This window comes from Corallococcus silvisoli, from assembly GCF_009909145.1.
GTDB classification, from domain to species: Bacteria; Myxococcota; Myxococcia; order Myxococcales; family Myxococcaceae; genus Corallococcus; species Corallococcus silvisoli.
The window spans coordinates 765,817-783,361 of the sequence record NZ_JAAAPJ010000001.1; the positions used below are offsets into that span (position 1 = coordinate 765,817).

At 71.0% G+C, this 17,545-nt stretch carries 11 protein-coding genes and 1 pseudogene; 5 read left to right on the forward strand and 7 right to left on the reverse strand.

The window, feature by feature from the left end:
- Nucleotides 1–227 precede the first annotated feature (227 nt).
- The 3 genes from GTY96_RS03075 to GTY96_RS03085 all read left to right on the forward strand — a co-directional run bounded on the left by GTY96_RS03075 (nucleotide 228) and on the right by GTY96_RS03085 (nucleotide 5,137).
- Nucleotides 228–2,942, forward strand: coding sequence for a LuxR C-terminal-related transcriptional regulator (locus GTY96_RS03075; protein ID WP_161663782.1), 2,715 nt, complete (start codon nucleotides 228–230; stop codon nucleotides 2,940–2,942).
- 78 nt (nucleotides 2,943–3,020) lie between these two features.
- Nucleotides 3,021–4,631: a sigma 54-interacting transcriptional regulator gene (locus GTY96_RS03080; RefSeq protein ID WP_161663783.1), complete on the forward strand. Its 1,611-nt coding sequence runs from the start codon at nucleotides 3,021–3,023 to the stop codon at nucleotides 4,629–4,631.
- Between the two features lie 77 nt (nucleotides 4,632–4,708).
- Complete coding sequence (locus GTY96_RS03085; protein WP_143898358.1) at nucleotides 4,709–5,137, forward strand: hypothetical protein; 429 nt, start codon at nucleotides 4,709–4,711, stop codon at nucleotides 5,135–5,137.
- A gap of 12 nt (nucleotides 5,138–5,149) precedes the next feature.
- Here the strand turns inward: GTY96_RS03085 and GTY96_RS03090 are convergent, their stop codons facing one another.
- On the reverse strand, nucleotides 5,150–8,761 hold the full coding sequence (locus GTY96_RS03090; RefSeq protein WP_161663784.1) for a serine/threonine-protein kinase: 3,612 nt from the start codon (nucleotides 8,759–8,761) through the stop codon (nucleotides 5,150–5,152).
- A gap of 282 nt (nucleotides 8,762–9,043) precedes the next feature.
- Here GTY96_RS03090 and GTY96_RS03095 point away from each other — a divergent pair, with 282 nt between their 5' ends.
- Nucleotides 9,044–9,439 carry a hypothetical protein gene (locus GTY96_RS03095; protein ID WP_161663785.1) on the forward strand — a complete coding sequence of 132 codons (396 nt, stop codon included), beginning with the start codon at nucleotides 9,044–9,046 and terminating at the stop codon, nucleotides 9,437–9,439.
- 256 nt (nucleotides 9,440–9,695) lie between these two features.
- Here GTY96_RS03095 and GTY96_RS03100 read toward each other — a convergent pair whose 3' ends face one another.
- The 3 genes and pseudogenes from GTY96_RS03100 to GTY96_RS03110 all read right to left on the reverse strand — a co-directional run.
- The gene (locus tag GTY96_RS03100) at nucleotides 9,696–10,166 is read right to left on the reverse strand and encodes an NUDIX hydrolase (protein ID WP_143898365.1); all 471 of its coding nucleotides are present in this window, start codon (nucleotides 10,164–10,166) and stop codon (nucleotides 9,696–9,698) included.
- Nucleotides 10,163–11,353 carry a DUF2380 domain-containing protein gene (locus GTY96_RS03105; protein WP_328700755.1) on the reverse strand — a complete coding sequence of 397 codons (1,191 nt, stop codon included), beginning with the start codon at nucleotides 11,351–11,353 and terminating at the stop codon, nucleotides 10,163–10,165. Before GTY96_RS03105 ends, GTY96_RS03100 begins: the two co-directional genes overlap by 4 nt.
- A gap of 385 nt (nucleotides 11,354–11,738) precedes the next feature.
- Nucleotides 11,739–12,389: pseudogene (locus GTY96_RS03110) on the reverse strand (hypothetical protein); the annotation flags it as partial.
- A gap of 523 nt (nucleotides 12,390–12,912) precedes the next feature.
- Between GTY96_RS03110 and GTY96_RS03115 the strand changes: the two are divergent.
- A complete protein-coding gene (locus GTY96_RS03115; RefSeq protein ID WP_143898368.1) occupies nucleotides 12,913–13,497 on the forward strand; it encodes a hypothetical protein in 585 nt (194 codons plus the stop codon).
- A gap of 126 nt (nucleotides 13,498–13,623) precedes the next feature.
- On the opposite strand, the gene GTY96_RS03120 is transcribed toward GTY96_RS03115, so the two are convergent.
- The 3 genes from GTY96_RS03120 to GTY96_RS03130 are packed head-to-tail and all read right to left on the reverse strand — an operon-like array spanning nucleotide 13,624 to nucleotide 17,465.
- Complete coding sequence (locus tag GTY96_RS03120; protein WP_161663787.1) at nucleotides 13,624–14,244, reverse strand: HMA2 domain-containing protein; 621 nt, start codon at nucleotides 14,242–14,244, stop codon at nucleotides 13,624–13,626.
- A 12-nt stretch (nucleotides 14,245–14,256) separates the two neighbouring features.
- A complete protein-coding gene (locus GTY96_RS03125; RefSeq protein WP_143898372.1) occupies nucleotides 14,257–14,496 on the reverse strand; it encodes a hypothetical protein in 240 nt (79 codons plus the stop codon).
- Nucleotides 14,493–17,465 carry a cation-translocating P-type ATPase gene (locus GTY96_RS03130; protein WP_161663788.1) on the reverse strand — a complete coding sequence of 991 codons (2,973 nt, stop codon included), beginning with the start codon at nucleotides 17,463–17,465 and terminating at the stop codon, nucleotides 14,493–14,495. Before GTY96_RS03130 ends, GTY96_RS03125 begins: the two co-directional genes overlap by 4 nt.
- Nucleotides 17,466–17,545: the final 80 nt, after the last annotated feature.

Consider the following 17,545-nt stretch of genomic DNA (forward strand, 5'->3'; position numbering starts at 1 on the left):
GACGCAGGCGCGCTGGGGGGACCTCCACGGGGTCTGGGTGCGCCTGTGACGCGTCGCGGTGTTCTCTGCTCGACGCTGGGGGCGTGAGGGGGCCGGTCCTCGAGTGCGTCGCCCGTGGTCTACTGGGCATTGCCATCGGTCGCAGGGGGGAGGTGCCCATGCCGAGCTCTCGAATGGCTCTGGGGAGCCCTGTCGCGCCAGGGGGCGTCGTGGAGCGTCCTGGGCCGATGGGCGACCCGGTCTCACACCTGCTGCCGACGAAGCTCTCGCCGCCGAGGACGGCGTCGGTGCTCGTGTCGCGGAGCGCGGCGCTCCGGAAGATCGACCGCGGGGTTGGCGGCAAGCTGGTGTTGGTGACCGCGCCGTTGGGCTCGGGCAAGACGACGCTGCTGACGCAGTGGGACCGCGAGGCGCGAGGGTCGCGGCTGCTCGCGTGGCTGTCGCTCGACGAGCGGGACAACGCGCCCGAGCGCTTCTTCTCCTACCTCGTGGGGGCCATCCGCCGCGCGGCCCCGGAGTTCGACGCGTACATCGCGAGCCAGTTGGATGCGCAGGTGGCGCTCCCGCTCGACCATGCGACGACGGTGGTGCTGCGGAGTCTTTGGAACCTGGGGCGTGAGCTCGTCGTGGTCCTGGACGACTTCCACGTGCTGCGGGAGGGCGCGCTGGTGCGGGCCTTCTCATACCTGCTGGACCACGCTCCGCCGCACGTCCACTGGATTGTCTCTTCGCGCAGCCCTCCCGAACTGGACCTGGCGAAGCTGAAGCTCACCGAGCAGCTGGTGACGCTCGACAGCCGCGACCTGAGCCTGGATGGGGAGGCCATCCATGAGCTGGGCCAGCGCCTGTGCGGCGCGGCGCTCAAGCCCGAGGATGTCGAGTACCTGCGCGCGCGCACCGAGGGCTGGGTGGCCGGCGTGAAGCTGGCCCTGCTGACGGCGGGCGAGCATGCCAGCGTGAGCGACGCGCTCCGCAAGGCCATTGGCTCGAACCACGACGTGGCCCGGTACCTCGCGGACGTGCTGCTGCGCGAGCAGACGGCGGAGGTGCGCGCGTTCCTGGTGCTCAGCTCGGTGGTGGACCGGCTCAACGGGGCGCTGTGCAACGCGCTCCTGGGCATCACGCATGGACCGGCGCTGCTGGCGGAGCTGGAGCGGGCGCAGTTGTTCATCCAGCCGCTCGACACGCAGAACCAATGGTACCGGTTCCACTCGCTGTTCCTCGACTTCCTGCGCACCCAGCTCGCGTGCACGTACGGCGACCGCCTCCCCGGGCTGCACCGCGCGGCGAGCGAGTGGTTCGCCGGGAACGCGCTGCCGGACGAGGCGCTGACGCACGCGTTCGCCTCGGGGGACCGGGGCTGGTGCCTGGAGCTCACGGCCCGCTGCGCGGAGGCGTGGATGCGCGAGGGCGAGATCGCCTCCGTGCTCCATTGGACGGCGAAGCTGACAGCGGAGGAGACCTTCCGCTCGCCGGCTGTCTGTGTGGCGCGCATCGCGTGCCTCATCCTGTCCCGCTGCTTCGCGCCTGCCTCCCTGGCGCTGCAGGACGCGCAGCGCCGGCTCCAGACGGCGGGGGCCGACCCGGAGCGTGAGCGGCTGTCGCGGCAGCTCTCCCGGCTCGCGCTGCTGCACGCCGTCCTGTCGGACTCGGCCCCGGGCTCCTGCGTTGAACTGGAGGAGTCACCCGGGGACGAGGCGCCGGATGTCTTCATGGCGGGAGCGGTGCTGGCGGCGAAGGCCTACCAGGCGCTCCGGCTGAACCGGTTCGATGCGATGCGCCGGCTCGCGTCGGCCGCGCGCGAGACGTTGCAGGGGCTGAACCATGCATACCTGGTGGGCTACACGGACGTCCTCATCGTGCTGGCGGACCGGGCGCAGGGGCACATGAAAGATGCGTCGGACCGGTGCGAGGCGGCGTTCGAGCGCGCGAGCCGGGGACGGCGCAACCCGGTGTGGGTGAACGCGGCGACGGCGCTGGCCAACACCCGCTATGACCAGAACCGTTTGGATGAGGCGGAGGCGCTCTGCATCGAGGTCCTGCCGCTGCTGTCCCAGGCGGCGGTGTTCGAGACCTTCGCGGTGGCGTACCTGGTGCTGGCCCGCATCAAGTCGATTCGAGGCAAGTACGCGGAGGCCTGGCAGTTGCTGGACTACCTGCACAGCGTGCTCGAGTGCGGACACCAGACGCGCTTCCTGGCCCATGTCTGTGGCGAGAAGATCCGCCTGGGGTTGGTGGAGCAATCCCCCGCGCGGGTGAAGGCGGTGGCGCGGGAGTTCGGCCTGGGAGAGCGGATGCGCCGGGGCGAGTGGCGTGAGCGACGCTTCTACGACGAGACCTGGGAGCAGCTGGGGGTGGCGCAGGCCTGGGTGTTGATGGCGCGGGGGCGGCACGACCGGGCGCACGGGCTGCTGGAGACGCTGCGGGCCAGCGCGCATGAGGCGGGCTGTGTCGCTCGGGAGACGGCGCTGCTGGCCGCGCTGGCGGTATGTCATTGGCGTGCCGGAGCCCCCGCGGCGGCGTTCGCCGAGGTGAACCGGGGGTTCGCGCGGGTGCCGCGGTTTGGCTTCAGCCGGGGCGTGTTCGACGAGACGCCAGGGTTGCAGGAGGTCATCGTCGCGGCGGCCACGCAGCGGAAGCTGAGCCACGTCCTGCCGGCCCGATACACCGAGCGGTATCAGGACCTGCTGTCCCTGGGCAGCGGCGGGCCGGTGGGGTTCGCGGCACTGCCCAGCGCGCCGCTGGAGCCGCTCACCGAGCGGGAGCTCCAGATGCTCAAGCTGCTGGCCCAGGGGCTGAGCAACCAGGAGATCAGCCAACGCTCCAACGTGGCGCTCTCCACCACGAAGTGGCACTTGCGCAACGTGTTCGCGAAGCTCGACGTGACGACACGCACCGCGGCCATCGTGAAGGCGCGGGAGCGGTTGGAGCGCAGCCTCTGAGGACGTCAGGGGGAGCAGGGGACTCCCCACGGGGGCCTCGGAGCGCTCCATGTGCGGGCATGGTAGAAACCGTGGCTCATGTCCCGCCACGGGCCTCGTGATTCCCTGTCTCCCTCGGGCCTGGCCGAGGTCTCGACGGCCGTTGGAGACAACCCGCGGGTCGCGGCGTCCGCCGATGAGTGGGTGCCAGCCCTGACCCTCCTCTCCCATCCCATGGCGACGCGGGCGGGAGCGCGGCTTCTCCTGGACGCGGTCCTCGCGGGCCGCGACGTGGAGGTGTCCCGCAACGGTCCGAACTTCGCCCGGCCCGGAGAGCCCTTCGGCCAGCCGCTGGCGGACCCCTTCGTCAGCCGGGTCCCCATCGTCTTCTCCGCGGGAGAGGCCGGGAGGATCCGGCTGCGCGTCGGCGAGGGTGGAACCCGGGTGTCGGTGAACGGCGGGCTCGTGACGGGCTGTGAGTTCACGCGGGAGGAGCTGGCGGCGGGCGTGCCGCTCGACGTCGCCGGACGGCTGGTGTTGCTGCTGCACCTGTCCTCGCGCCAGGTGGGTGCGCCCTCGGACACGCTGGGCATGCGGGGCGACAGCCAGGGCATCCGGCGTGTGCGCGAGCACATCCTGCGCATCGCCGACCTCCAGGTGCCGGTGCTGATCCGGGGTGAGACGGGCACGGGCAAGGAGCTGGTGGCCCAGGCCATCCATCAACACGGTCCACGACAGGGCCGCCCCTTCATCAGCGTGAACCTGGGCGCCATCCCCAGGGAGCTGGCGGCCGCGGAGCTGTTTGGCGCGCAGCGGGGCGCCTTCACGGGTGCGACCCGCGACCGCGAGGGTTTCTTCCGGGCGGCGCACGGCGGCACCCTGTTCCTCGACGAAGTGGGCGAAGCCCCTCCCGAGGTCCAGGTGATGCTGCTGCGGGTGCTGGAGACCGGCGAGCTGTATCCGGTGGGTGGCACCACCCCCATCAAGACGGACGTGCGGCTCATCGCGGCCACTGACTCCCACCTGGAGGAGCACATCCGGGACGGGCGCTTCAAGGCGCCGCTGCTGCACCGCCTGTCTGGCTACGAGGTCCGGCTGCCACCCCTGCGCGAGCGGCGTGAGGACCTGGGGGAGCTGTTCCTGCACTTCGCTCGGGAGGAGCTGGAGGCCATTGGCGAAGCCCACCGCCTGACGCCCCGTGACCCCTACGCCGAGCCCTGGCTGCCGGCCTCGCTCGCGCTGCGCCTGCTGCGCTTCGCGTGGCCCGGCAACGTCCGGCAGCTGCGCAACCTCACCCGCCAGCTCGTGATTGGGAGCCGGGGGCAGCCGGTCCTGCGGCTGGATCCGCGGCTCGCAGGGGAACTGGAGACCGCCGTCGTGGAGACCCCGGTCGCGAAGCCCCCCGCTGCGGTCGCCCGGCGCAAATCCACGGACATCACGGGCGAGGAGCTGCTGGCGGCGCTCCGTCAGCACCAGTGGGACCTCAAGTTGACGGCGGACCGGCTCGGCATCCCGCGCTCGTCCATCTACGATGTCATCGACAAGCACCCGAACATCCGCAGGGCGGGGACGCTGACCGCGGAGGAGATCACCGCCTGTCATCAGGAGTGTGAAGGTGACCTGGACGCGATGGTCCGGCGCCTGGAGGTCTCCAAGCGGGCGCTCAACCGACGCATCAAGGAGCTGGGTCTGAGCACCCGGGGCTCCTGACGCCGTGGCAGGCCCCATGCAAGGAATTGCCGGGTCCGCTCGAGGCCCCGGGTCGTCGGGTCGAAAGGAACCGTGCCATGCCGAAGCACCAATTGATCCTCTCCAAGTACGTCAACGATTCGCATCCGGTCCGCTCGCTGGGGACGCGGCTCGAGCCCGTCCTTCAACTGGTGATGAACAGCGCCCGGAGCGAAGAGGCGCTGAATGACCCCAGCCTTTGCCTCGTGATGCCGGGAGACGTGCTCGAGGTCGTGGTCGCCTCGAACCCACGCGAAGGCGTCGTCCTCTGGATCCTCGAGTCCGACAGCACCGACCAGGGGGGCGACTGCATCGACCTGCTCGACACGGAGGTGATGCTCCTCCCGGTGGACACCTTGTTTGCGCCGGAGCCGGGAGAGCAGCGCCGCAGGCTGTGGATCAGCGAGCAGGGGCAGGAGCCGCGATTCCCCCCGAAGGACACGACAGGCAACGCCGGCACCATGGTCGCGACCCCGCCCCCTCCCTGACGCGGTCTCGCATCACCGCTCGGGTCTGGCGCGGGCACCCCGCAGGAGGCCGCCCCATTCGCGTTGAAAGCCTGGGTTGGCGGTGAGCGCGCGGGAGAGTTCCTCCACGGCCTGTTCGCGCCACGCCTGTCGCTGTCCGGCCTCGTCCGGGGGGAGCGCCGCCCGGAGCGAGAGGAGCGCGCCTCGCAACAGGTGGGCGTCGGGCCAGTCGGGGCGTGACGCGATGAGCGGATCGACCTGCTCCAGCGCTTGTTGGAGCAGGGGGCCCGCGTCCTGCTTCGCTTGCATCGCGCGGGCGGCCCAGCGCCGGAGGAAGTGCCCGAAGCCCAGGTTGAAGTCCTGTCGCTCTGGAGCCAGCGCGATGCCCTTCCGGAACGCCTGGGCCGCGGCCTCGCAGTCCTCGGCGCGTGAGCCGGAGTACAGCGCCCGGGCGCCCAGCGTCTCCCCCAGGAAGTACCACGCGTCGGCCTGGTTCGGTTTGCGCGCGAGCGCCTGCCGCAAGGGCTCCTCGGCGCGCGCGATGCTCGGGCGGGGATCGCGTCCGTGGTCGAGTTCGAAGGTGGCCCGGGTGGCGTGGACCATGCCGCGGTTGGCCAGCGTCCCGGCGTCCTCCGGGAGCCAGCGCAGCGCTTGCTGGAGGGCGAGGTCGGCCGCGCGCACGCTCGCGCGGGGATCCTCTCCGCGCGCACGTTGGTAGAGGGCGCGCTGGGCGAACACCTCCCCGAGGTTGATGTAGCCGTACCCGCTCTTCGGCGCGACGGCCACGGCCCGCTCGCAGGCCGCCTGGGCGCGGGCCAGCACGGGGGTGGGGTCCGCTCCGTGGTCCCAGTCCGCCTGCGCCTGCTGGAGCAGCGTCAGGCACAGGCCGTTGTGGAGCTGGGGGATGCCGGGGCCGAGTTCGATGCCCTTCCGATACAGCTCCGCCGAGCGCTCCAGCGCCGAGCTGGGTTCACCGCCCCGGACGTGGAGCCGTCGGGCCACGAGCGCATGCGCCAACCCCGCGTAGAAGTAGGTCACCACGTGCCCGGGGTTGAGGGTCCGGGCCTGGTCCAGCGCCGCCACGGCCTGGGAGAGATCCGCGTCCGCATCCGCATCCCGGGGCTGGGTGGCGCGGGTGTAGAGCGCGATGCCCAGGTTGAGCCAACCCTCCGGCACCCGCCCGTCGAGCCGCACCGAGGCGCGACAGGCGTCGATGGCCTTGCCGTACTGGGGCAGCGGATCCGCGCCCACCTGCTCCTCGTAGTCGGCCCAGGTCTTGTGGACGAGGCACAGGTTGAGGAGGAAGCCCGCGTCCCGGTCCTCGGGAGCCAGGCCCTCGAAGCTCTCGACCGCCGCGCGGAGCTGCTCACGTGGGTCCTGGGAGTGGAGCTGACGGAGGTGGCCCCAGATCCACCAGGCCTGCCCCAGCTCGAGCCGGGCCTTCGACAGCGAGGGGTCGAGCTCCAGCGCATGCCGTGCGGCTGTCACCGCCTTCTGGGGGAGCGCCTCGTCGTACTCGCCCAGGTTGCCCTGGTACTCGGCGAGCCGGCGGTGGAGGCGGGCTTCCAATACCCATGCATCGGAGTGGTCTGGCATCGCGGTGAGCGCGCGCGCGACAGCCTCGAGCCCTCGCGTGTAGGGGGGCAGGACCGCGCCCTTGCCGTAGACCTCCAGGATGAGCGCGCCGAACTCGAGCTCGCCCTGGGCCGTGTAGAGGGAGGCCACGCTCTCGCCGCTCGCGACCGCCTCCGCGTAGGCCTTGCGGCCCGCCTCGAAGTCCGCCGCCGCGGCCTCGGGCTGGCCCAGGTTCCAGTGCCGCATGGCGCGGGCCTGGAGGATGTCGCCCTTGAGCTTGAGCGCTTCGTGGAACCACGAGAACCCGGGGCCGAGCGTGGCCAGCCGCGCGAGGGCGTCGTCCCACCGGTCCTCGTAGAAGGCGAGCAGCGCCGCGACATACGCGGTGGAGGGGACCTCGGCACCGTCGCTCTGGCGGAGCCAGTCCCGCGCCGGATCGCGATAGCGGAGTTCGGCCTCGCGCTTGAGGACCTCCCTCCGCTGGGGGTCGCGCAGGCGTTCGGCTTCCAGCAGTCGCGCCTGGTATTCGTGGCCCGTGACCAGCGCCAGCGCATAGGCCACCCGGGGTTCGCGGAAGCCTCGCGCCCAGGCGGTTTCGAGCGCCTCGCGGGCTCGCGCCTCGTCTCCGAGCGCCAGGTAGCCACGCCCCAGCGCATAGTGTCCGGGGCCCGCGGCCTGCTCGCCGGCCTCCTGGATCTCCGCCGCGAGCGCCGCCATGCGCGTCCGGATGGCGCGCTGATCCACGCGGGTGTCATGCAGCGGCGACAGGTCCGAGTAGCGGGCCAGGGCCTCGATGCGCTCGACGGACTCCGTGAACCGGCGGGCCAGGCGCTCCCGTGTGGCGGCCTCGCGGCGGGCCAGCCCCGCCTGTCCCAACGCGAGGAGCACGAGCAGGGTCGCCACGAAGCTCACGGACGCCACGAACCGGTGCCGGCGCAGCGTCCGCAGCAGCCGGTACCCGGGCCCGTGCGCGCGAGCCCGCACCGGCTCGCCGCGGAGGAAGCGCCCCAGCTCGTCCGCCACGGCCCGGGCCGAGTCGTACCGGGCCGAGCGCTCCTTCTCCAGACACTTGAGCGCGATGGCCTCGAGGTCCTTCGGGATGTCGGGATCCACCGCGCGAGGGGGCCGGGGCTCCGTGTGGGCGATGTGGTTGAGCACCTCCAGGCCATTGGCTCCGGGGATGGGCGGCTGGCCCGTCAACACGCTGTAGAGGGTAGCGCCCAGGCTGTAGACATCCGCGCGGCGGTCGAGGCTGGTGACCTCGCCCCGGGCCTGCTCGGGTGACATGTAGTGGGGCGTGCCCAGCACCGCGCCGGTGGCGGTGGCGCCCTCCTTCCAGTCCCGCGCCAGCCCGAAGTCCATCACGTAGGGGCGCAGCGTCCCGTCCTCCGCGCGCTCCACCAGGATGTTGGAGGGCTTGAGGTCCCGGTGGATGAGGCCCACGCGGTGTGCCTCGTGCACGCCCTCGCAGGCGGCCTGGAGCACCAGCGCCTTCTGCTCGAAGGACAGCCCGCGGGCGAGCGTGCCCAGCGACTGTCCTTCGATGAACCGCATGGCGATGTAGACGCGCCCCTGGACCTCTCCCACCTCGTACACGGGGCACACGCGCTCGTGGTTGACCCGTGCCTGGGCTCGGGCCTCGGAGAGGAAGCGCCGGGTGAGCTCCGGGGCATCACCGCGGACGAACTTCAGGGCCACGTTCCGGTTCAGCCGTGGATCCCTCGCGAGGAAGACGCGCCCCATGCCTCCTTCGCCGAGGAAGCGCACGCACAGGTAGCGCTCCCATCCGGGGATCGGGAAAGCGGAGGGTTCGGGGGAGGGGGCTGGCGGAGGCGCGACGGGGGTGGTCGCGTCCTCGACCCCGGAGCGCGAGCGGGCTGCGGCGTCACCCCGGACCAGCGCCATCATCGAGACAAGGGAGTCCTCGGACAGGCGGCCCTGTTCACGAAGCAGGGCCAGGGGCCCGCGTTCCGTGCGCTGGACCTCCTCCCGCAGTGCTCCTGCTTCCTGCTCGGAGAGCAGCCCCTCCGCGAGGGCCACGCGCAGCTCGGCCTCGAACCCCTGACGCATCGAGCAACGCCCCCAGGCAAGGCGCCCATCGTACTCGCAACGGGCCAGCCGTGGCCGGGGTGGACCCGGGAGGGCACGGCACGTCACCGGCATGTCGGCGACATGTCGGCGCGGAGGGGAGCCAGGGGACGGGCTCCTTCCTGGAGGCCGTCCTCCTCGGAGGGCTCCACCGGAAGCGCCAGGTCCGGCCCTGGCGCGGCCCCTGCAATGTCACGCATTCGCGGCGGCATCGAGTCGCCGCGAACCGTTCATCCCATGCATCACGCCTTGGAGAAGACAGCCATGAAGCATGCCCTGACCTTCGCAGCCCTCGCCGTCTCGTTCTTCGCCACCCAGGCTTCCGCCCTGGAGCTGGAGAACGTGCGCGCCCTCTTTCCGCGGGCGTTGGCGGCCCAGCAGTGCCCCTCCGGGTCCCAGCCGGCCTACGTGACCATGGCCTATCAGGGCATGACCGGCCAGGCGATCTGCGCGGCGAACCAGAACGGCCCCAAGAGCTGCGTCGCCGCGAAGTTCGTGGCCATCCGCGCGGACAACACCTATTCGGTCTGGCCGGCGTATGACGTGTCCTGCTCCACGCCGGTCGTCGGCGCCTGGCCGTGGGGCCGCATGCAGCTGGCGCCGGACGTCCTGGACACGCAGTGGATGCACCCCGACATGCACGTCATCTGCTGTCAGTAGCTCCTCGGGTGACGGGAGGGGCGTCGCACGGTCCCGCGACGCCTCGCCCGGGCAGGCCGACTCCTTGGCCATGCGCTCGGAGCCCGTGTCGCTGGGATGCAGGCCCTCCACGGTCCGCTCGCTGCTCATTGCGTCAGGGGGCTGGGGCCCTCACCGCCGCCTCGATATCAATTCGATGTGCCCCCCGAACCCCGCTGGAGGGGCACACGGGGCACATGGCGATTCCTTCATCGGATCGAAGGGGCGCCGCTTCCAGTCAAGCTCCCTCGTCGGGGAGGAGTGTCCGAAGAAGCTCGTCGTCAGGGCCGAGCGGGCGCCATCCAGCGGGGGGGGGATTGGCGCGAAGTGCCTCCCTGGCCAGTCGAACTCTCCCCTTATGGGTTTCTGGGGTGTACGCCGACCATTGGCTGAACACGAGGGCAACCTCCATCCGAGCGTCGTCGTCCAGCACGGCTGGCCAGCCGGTTGGGAGATATGCACACAGTTCGCGCACGAACTGCCCGCGAACGAGGCGTGTGACCTGATGGCTGCGCTCCGCCTCGGCCACCAGTCCTCTGAACACCTGCACACCGGCAATGTCCTCGCGACCAAGCTCCTCGGCCAGCGCCACCAGCGAAGCGGTAGGGCGGGCCTCGGCAAAGGCAGTGAGCGAGTCGAAGCCGTGTTCGTGGACGCGCTCATACAGGCGGGCCTTCCAGTTCCCCTGCCATGAACGTCCGTCGGTCATCGGCTTCTCCCCTTAGTGAAATTCATCGGGATGTCGTAGATCTTCATGTTTTCTCCGACGATCCTCAGGACCGTATTCCGCGTCAACCTGCGTCCAGCTTCGGCCTCGGCGTCGCGCAGTAGCTCCATGATCAGCCGATTCCACTCACCGGGCCATGTGCGCCCCAGCTTCCAGTTTCCCCCACCGTGAATCGCCTCGTGGTGGGCCTGCTCCAACCGGACGCAGAACTGGTCGATGTCCATGTCGCCCTTGAAGCCGCGTTGCTCGAACCACTCGCGGTGCTCTTGCGGCAACACATGGTGTTTCGGGCCGTCCGACATGCCCGCTCCTGCCCTGCCGGTTTCGTGCATGCCGCGCACTTCGGGGCTGTCCCCCAACGCGTCGCGCACGCCCTTGGGTAGGTCCTGATGGGCCTGGGCCATCATGACCTGTCCACCGTGAATGCGGACGGCCGCGCTGACGGCAGGAACGGAGAGGACGCCCGCCTGCACGAGCCTTCGCATCATCTCCACCCACTCGGCGGAGACGGCAATCCGCGAGCCCACCATGACTCCACCCGAACTCATCACGAGGCCCACGCCGAGCGTGGCGGGGGCGGAGGGAGGGAGCCGTGGGAGCGACATCTTCAGCGTGGAGATCATGGCGACCATCTCCAACGCCTGCATCGCCGCGATGACCTGCCCGCCGAGCTTCATGGTCGAGCGGGTCTCTCGCTGGAGTGTGTCGAACTCACGGGTGAGCTTCCCCATCAGTTCAGGCATCGCGAGGGTCGCCGCTTCGACTCGCTCCGGGTCCAGTGAAGAGAGGTCCGCCAGCGTGGGCTCCATCATTCCCTGCACGCGATGAAGGTCTGCGAACAGCTTCTCGACGCTGCACATCGGGCAGTTTCTGAAAATGGCGTCAGCGAGGTGGAGGAAGTCAACCCAGGTGGCAAGCAGGAGGGTCCCGAACTGGGCCGCCTGGAGCTTCGGCCCTGTCATGCGCAGCAGGCCCAGCTCCATGTCCGCGTCGCCGACGTCCGAGGCCGCATCCGTCAACGCGGTGGCACTCCCGAGCGCGTCACGAAGCCACGTCAACTGAGTGGAGCCCTGGTCGAGGTATCGCGTGAAGACGCCGGTGAAGCCCCATCCCACGAGGGCTGGAGGACGGGACGCCAGTTTGGAGAGCGCGGCTTCGCTGCTGTCCATGGAGCCCCGCACCTCTCCGATGGCCGCGAGGACGGCTTGACGTGTCAGGGCGGTGCTCCGCCCCCTGCCCCCGACGGCTCCATCCCTGCTGCCGTACCCCGCGCCGGTCGCGTCGTCGCGTGGCCCCTGGCGGCGCAGCAGCCGTTGGTACATCCCAGGCCCCGAGATGGAGGACGGTGGGGAGCGCAATGCGCGTGGAGGCTCATCCCCAGGAGCCGCCACCCACGCGGGCGAGGGGGACTCACTCGGCGCGTAACTCAAGCTCAGGCCATGCCCGGGAGCCTGTGGCACGGAGGCGCATCCCGTGGCCAGCATCACCACGGCCAGCAGCAGGGCCTCAGCGCGCATTGTCCACCCCCAGGCCCACCGTGGCGAAGGCCCCCTGCACCGCCACGGCAGTGCCGTCCAGGTGCGCCAGCGTCACTGAGGGCGCGCGCCCTCCGACCCGTCCCCAGTCATGCACGGCGGAGAGCGCCAGCGTGTAGCGGCCCGGCTCGCGGGGTTGGTCGAAGAGGACGTGCTGCACGTCCAGCGCGACCTCCGCCCCCATCAGGCGCGCGCCCAGCACGTCCGAGGCGAAGGCTTGCGTGTAGAGCGGTCCCAGCGTCCCGGTGAGGAATCCTCCCGCGGGGTGGTAGTCGGGATTGCTTCGGTTGGAGTAGCGCCGCACGAGGTGCGCGGACAACAGGCTGAAGGACTCCAGCGCGCCGAACCAGACGCCCACGGGCGCGTTGTCCGAGCCCAGCTTGAGGGCACGCACCACCTGCCCCCAGTCCGAGAGGCTGTCCCAGTCCTCCCTCCGCACGAGACCCGTGTCTTTCCCTCCGCCCCAAAGATGTAGCCGCACCGGGGCGCCCAGGTTGAGGCCGAACTCCGCGCCTCCGTCGAGAATGAGCGTCGGCTCCACCTGCATGAAGCCTTGAGCCGTGCCCATGCCCGCCCGTGGCTGAAACGTCAGCGTCGTCGCCTCCACGCGCGTCAGGAAGTGAGGCACCACCAGCCACAGCCACGCCGCCCAACTTCGCGTCATCCGCATCCAGGCCTCCTGTGAATGCCTCCGGCGAAGAGAGGAAAGGACACACGTCTGACGTTCAGCCCGGTACCGGCCGGCTGCGCATCGCTGCTCGGGGATGAGCAGGTCGTCCCCAGGCGGAAGTCCCATGTGTGAAGCGCGTCAGAGGTGGAGTGGGGGATGAGCGGGCTGAAGGCCGCGGTGAACCACAAGCAGACCCAGGATGCGATTCACCCGCGTGCAGCCTGCGAGGACCTGCTCCTTGCTCAAACATCAGGCCGATGATGCGCCATGTCATCGAGAGATGGGTCAAAGATGATTCAAGCTCGGAGAGAGCTGTCGAATTGGTATTGCTAGAATTTTACTGTTTATTTAAAATCGGCCGCGCGAAGGGAGTCGGCCTCTCGCAGGCGGCTCCGTCGCACTTGCCCCCCACCGCAGCACTCTCCAGGACCCGACGCCCATGTATTCGCACCCCCTCCGTACTCGATTGAGCTCCACGCTGCTGCTGTCCGCTCTGCTTGCCGCCTGTGGAGGCGCTGAGCCGATGGCTCAAGATCCGCGGGGCACTGCCTCCGCGGCGCTCCAGGTCGAAGACCCAGGGGGCGGCGGTGACACCGGTGATACGGGAGGCGGCACGGGGGGCGGCGGTACGGGTGGGACGACCCAGCCCCCACCTGCATTCGCGTTCCTCACGAGCACCGTCTACTACGACAATGGGGATCAGCCCAATTACAGCACCCGGTGTAACAACGGCTATACCCCGTTCGTGCCCAACTATCACTGCTGTCAGCCGGGGTATGTCATGACGGGAGTGAGCGTCAATGACAACATGTTCCGGTGCACCTTCGTCAATGCCCAGCCGTGGTATTACAACCGCGTGGCCGACAATGCGAATGGCACCCATCGCAATGGCATGCACGTGTGTCCCCCCAACTACTTCATGGTCGGCATGAGCGCGCAGGACAACGTGCTGATCTGCCAGCCGGGTATCCCCGGGACCGTCATTGAGTCCGTGGATGCAAATGGGGCGACCCGTGACACGGGGAAGAACCTGCACATGTGTCCGCTCGGGACCGCGATGACGGGAATCAACGTCAACAAGAACGACTTCAGCTGCGGGCGCTACTGAACGCAGGCTGGCGTTGACGGAAGGTTCCCTGGCTTCGCCCAAGGCGCTCAAGAATCCGTGGGATTCGCGCGGTCCTTGAGCCCTGGACGGATCGGCATGCGGGAGCGTGTGCCGCCCCGCCTCCGCTCACGCGTCGTGTCGGGGAGCCCCGGCGGTGTCCTGGCCATGCGGTGCCTGGACGCCGCTGTCGGAGTGACGCACCGGTGAAGGGGTCTTCCGGATGGCCACGCCCTCCATGGTGATGAAGGTGCGGAAGGCCCACCAGCCCAGGTTGAACCATGGCGGGCGGGTCAGCCTGCCCGTCACGGCGACCTCCACCGCGCCCGCCACCGCGAAGCCCATCGCCGCCAGCGCGCCCAGGTCCAGGCGCCCCTCGGTCGCACGCAGCAGGTCCACGTTGATGCCCTTGACGCACTGACTGGCCGCGCGCGCCACGCCGCTGCCCTCTGAAAGCGCCCGCAGCAGCAGCACCTCCTCCTCGGGCGGCTCCTCCCCGGGACGCAACACCCGGTCCACGCCGGTGCACCGGCGCACCTCCTCGAGCAGGTCCTCGACCCCCAGCTCCTGGGGGGCGTGGATGCACAGCACGCTGCCGGTGTAGGGCCGAACCTGCACCTCGCGGATTCCTTCCACTCGCAGGAGCTCGTCCGCCAGCGCCGTGGCCTCCTTCGCGTCGTGCCGCAACCACGGCAGCCGCAGGCGCGTGCGCCCCGGCGAGGTATGGATGAGGTGAATGACCCTCTGCATGCTGCTCCCTCCCTAGGCCCGGGCCTCGCCCGCCGGCCGCGTACGCTCGCCCCCACGGGCCCGGGCCTTCGCTTCGGCCATCAGGTCCTCGAGGTCCTCGTGCTTCATGGCGGCGCGCGCGGCCACCATGTCGACGAAGCGGTAGCCCGCGGAGGCCACCTCCACGAGCAGCGGACGCAGGTGCTTGCCCAGCAGCATCGTGCTCGCGCCCGCGCCATAGCCCAGGAGAAAGGATGGAAGGTCGAACTTCACGGGGTTTCCTCCAGCAGAGAAGTTGCGTCAGTCATCACCCGCCGGCCCTCGCGGCGCCGCACCCGGCGCACCGCCTGGCCACCCCACGCGGGCAACACGCCCAGCAGCGCCGGGAGCGCGAAGCCCACGGCCACCCCGCCGAACGTCAGCGGCGTGGGCGCGGGAAGGCGCAGCACGCGCCGCAGCGGGGGGAAGGTGAGCGCCGCCATGTGCACCGCCGCGGCCCCGCCGATGAAGACGGGCAGGCGCCACTCGCCGTCCGAGGGCACATGGCCCCGCGTCTCCTTCGGAGCCCGGCACACGGCCGAGTAGCCGAGCTGCACCGCGGTGAGCGTCCCGAAAGCCAGCGGCGGACCGCCCAGCGCCAGCGCCAGCCCCCCGACGCCCGCCATCAGCAGGCCATCCCGCGCCACCTGTCGCGCCGCCCGGTGCGTCAGCAACGGCATCCCTGGCGGCGCGGGCGGCCGGTCGAGGATGGCCGGGTCCCCCGGCTCCATCCCCAGGGCGATCCCCGGCAGGGTGTCCGTGAGGAGGTTGATCCACAACAACTGTAGCGGCGTGAGTGGATCCGCGAGCCCGAGCACGCCCGCGCCCAGCACCAGCGCCATCTCCGAGAAGTTGGTGGCGAAGAGGAAGCGCAGCGCGCGGCGCAGGTTGTCCTGGACGATGCGGCCTTCGCCCACGGCGGACATGATGCTGCGCAGGTCCTCGCTGGCCATCACCACGTCGGCCACCGCGCGCGCCATGTCGCTGGAGCCCACCCCCACCGCCACGCCCACGTCCGCGGCCTGGAGCGCCGGGGCGTCGTTGATGCCGTCCCCCGCCATGGCGACGATTTCGCCCCGAGCCCGCAGCGCCTTCACCAGCTTCCGCTTGTCCTCCGGCGTCACGCGCGCCAGCACCGCGGTGCGGTCGAGCCTCCGGGGAAGCTCGCCGTCCGGAAGCTCCAGCATCTCCGCCAGCGACTGCGTGGTGAGCGTGTCGCCCTCCAGCCCCACCCTGCGGGCGATGGCCTCCGCCGTGCGGGGCTGATCTCCCGTCAGCACCACCGTGCGGATGCCCGCGCCGTGCGCCTGCCGCACCGACTCCGCCGCGCCCTCGCGAAGCGGGTCCCGCAACCCCACGAAGCCGATGAAGGTGTAGCCGTCCGTGGGCGCGGGCCCTCCGCCCTCGGCGAACCGCCGCCATGCCAGCCCCAGCACGCGCAGCCCGTCCGCCGCCAGCGCGTCGTTGCGCCGCGCCAGCCGCTCCCGCTTCCGCGCGTCCAGCGGCCCCTTCGAGTCCCGCTCGCACATGGCCAGCACCTGCTCGGGAGCCCCCTTGACGAAGGCCAGCTCGCCGCCGCCGGGCGCACGGTGGACGCTCACCACGTAGTGGATGCCCTCGGAGCGCTCGCGCAGGTGGCGGCGAGGGAAGGCGAGCCTTAGCGCGGCCCCGTCCAGCCCCGCGGCGTGCGCGGCGTCCACCAGCGCCTTCTCCGTGGAGCTGCCGGACACCACCAGCTCCTTGCCGCTGCGGTGGACGTCCACGTCGCTGTTGAGCAACCCCAGCGCCAGCGCCAGCGTGGGTGGGTCCTCCAGCACGGCCTGGGGCCTGGGGCGCAGCGAGGACAGCTCCAGGGGCCCGTCCCCCACGTCCAGCACGTCCAGCCGCATCTCGTTGCGCGTGAGGGTGCCTGTCTTGTCCGTGCAGATGACGGTGACCCCTCCCAGCGCTTCGGCGGCGGAGACGCGCCGCACCACCATGCCGCGCGCGTGCAGCCGCTGCATGGCGCGCACCAGCGCCGCGGTCGCCACCAGGGGCAGGCCCTCCGGCAGCGCCGCCACGCCCAGCGCCACGGCGCCACGCAGCACCTGGACCCCGGAGCGGCCATGCGCGACCCCCATCGCGGCTGACAGCGCGGCGGCGCCCACGGAGGCCACCGCCACGCGGCGGTTGAGGTGGGCCAGCTTGCGCGTCAGCGGCGTGGGCGGCGAGGACTCCTGGGCCACCAGCTCCCGCACGCGCGCCAGCTCCGTGTCCGCCCCGGTGGCCACCACCATGGCGCGCCCATGCCCCGAAGCCACCGACGTGCCCGCGAACAACAGGGACGCCCGCTCCGCCAGCGGTGCCCGCGCATCCACCGGCGCGGCCTGCTTGGGCTGCGGCTCGCTCTCTCCGGTGAGGGGCGCCTCGTCCGCGGAGAGCCGGTGCGCATCCAGCACGCGCACGTCCGCGGGCAGCATGTCCCCCGCGCGCAGCAGCACCACGTCCCCCGGTACGAGGTCCGCCACCGGCACCGTGAGGAGGACGCCGCCGCGCAAGACCTGCGCCGAGCCCGCCTCCAGCTTCTGCCACGAGGCGAGCAGCTCCTGGTTGCGGCGCTCGATGCGGTAGCCGATGCCCGCGTTGAGCCCCACCACCGCGAGGATGGCGGTGGCCTCCAGCGCGTCTCCCGCCACCGCGGAGAAGCCCGCCGAGCCCAGCAACAGCATCGTGGGCACGTTGGCCAACTGCGAACCCAGCATGGCCAGCCGCGAGCGCGGCTCCTCCGCCACCACGATGTTGAGGCCGTATCTCTTGAGCCGCCGCGCCGCCTCCGCCGAGGAGAGCCCCTGCTCCGAGCAGTCCAGCCGGGCTCGCACCGCGTCCAGCGTCATCGCGTGCCACGGCTCCCGGGGAGCGCGCTCCGTGCCTCGCGCCGGGCGGGCCTGGCGTGGAGCGGGCCAGATGACCTGCTCGTCCGGTTGCTCGCGCAGCCGGGACAGCAGCGGGGCCTCTGGGGCGTAGCGCACGAGCAGGCGGCCGGTGCGGGGCTCGGCGCTCGCCTCCTCGATGCCGGGCCAGGTGGAGAAGGTGCGCTCCAGCCGCTCTCCGAGGAAACGGTTCCACCGAAGGCCGGGGACCTCCAGGCGCAACCGCCGCGCCGCGGTCGAGTGGCGCACCACCCTCGCGGGCGCGGCCTGCCCGTCCATGAGGAACACCACCATTCGCACCCCCGACCCGGCTTCCAGGAGGTGGGGACGGCAACCCCTCCGGACAAGGCGGCCCGACGCGCCGGGGGAAGATG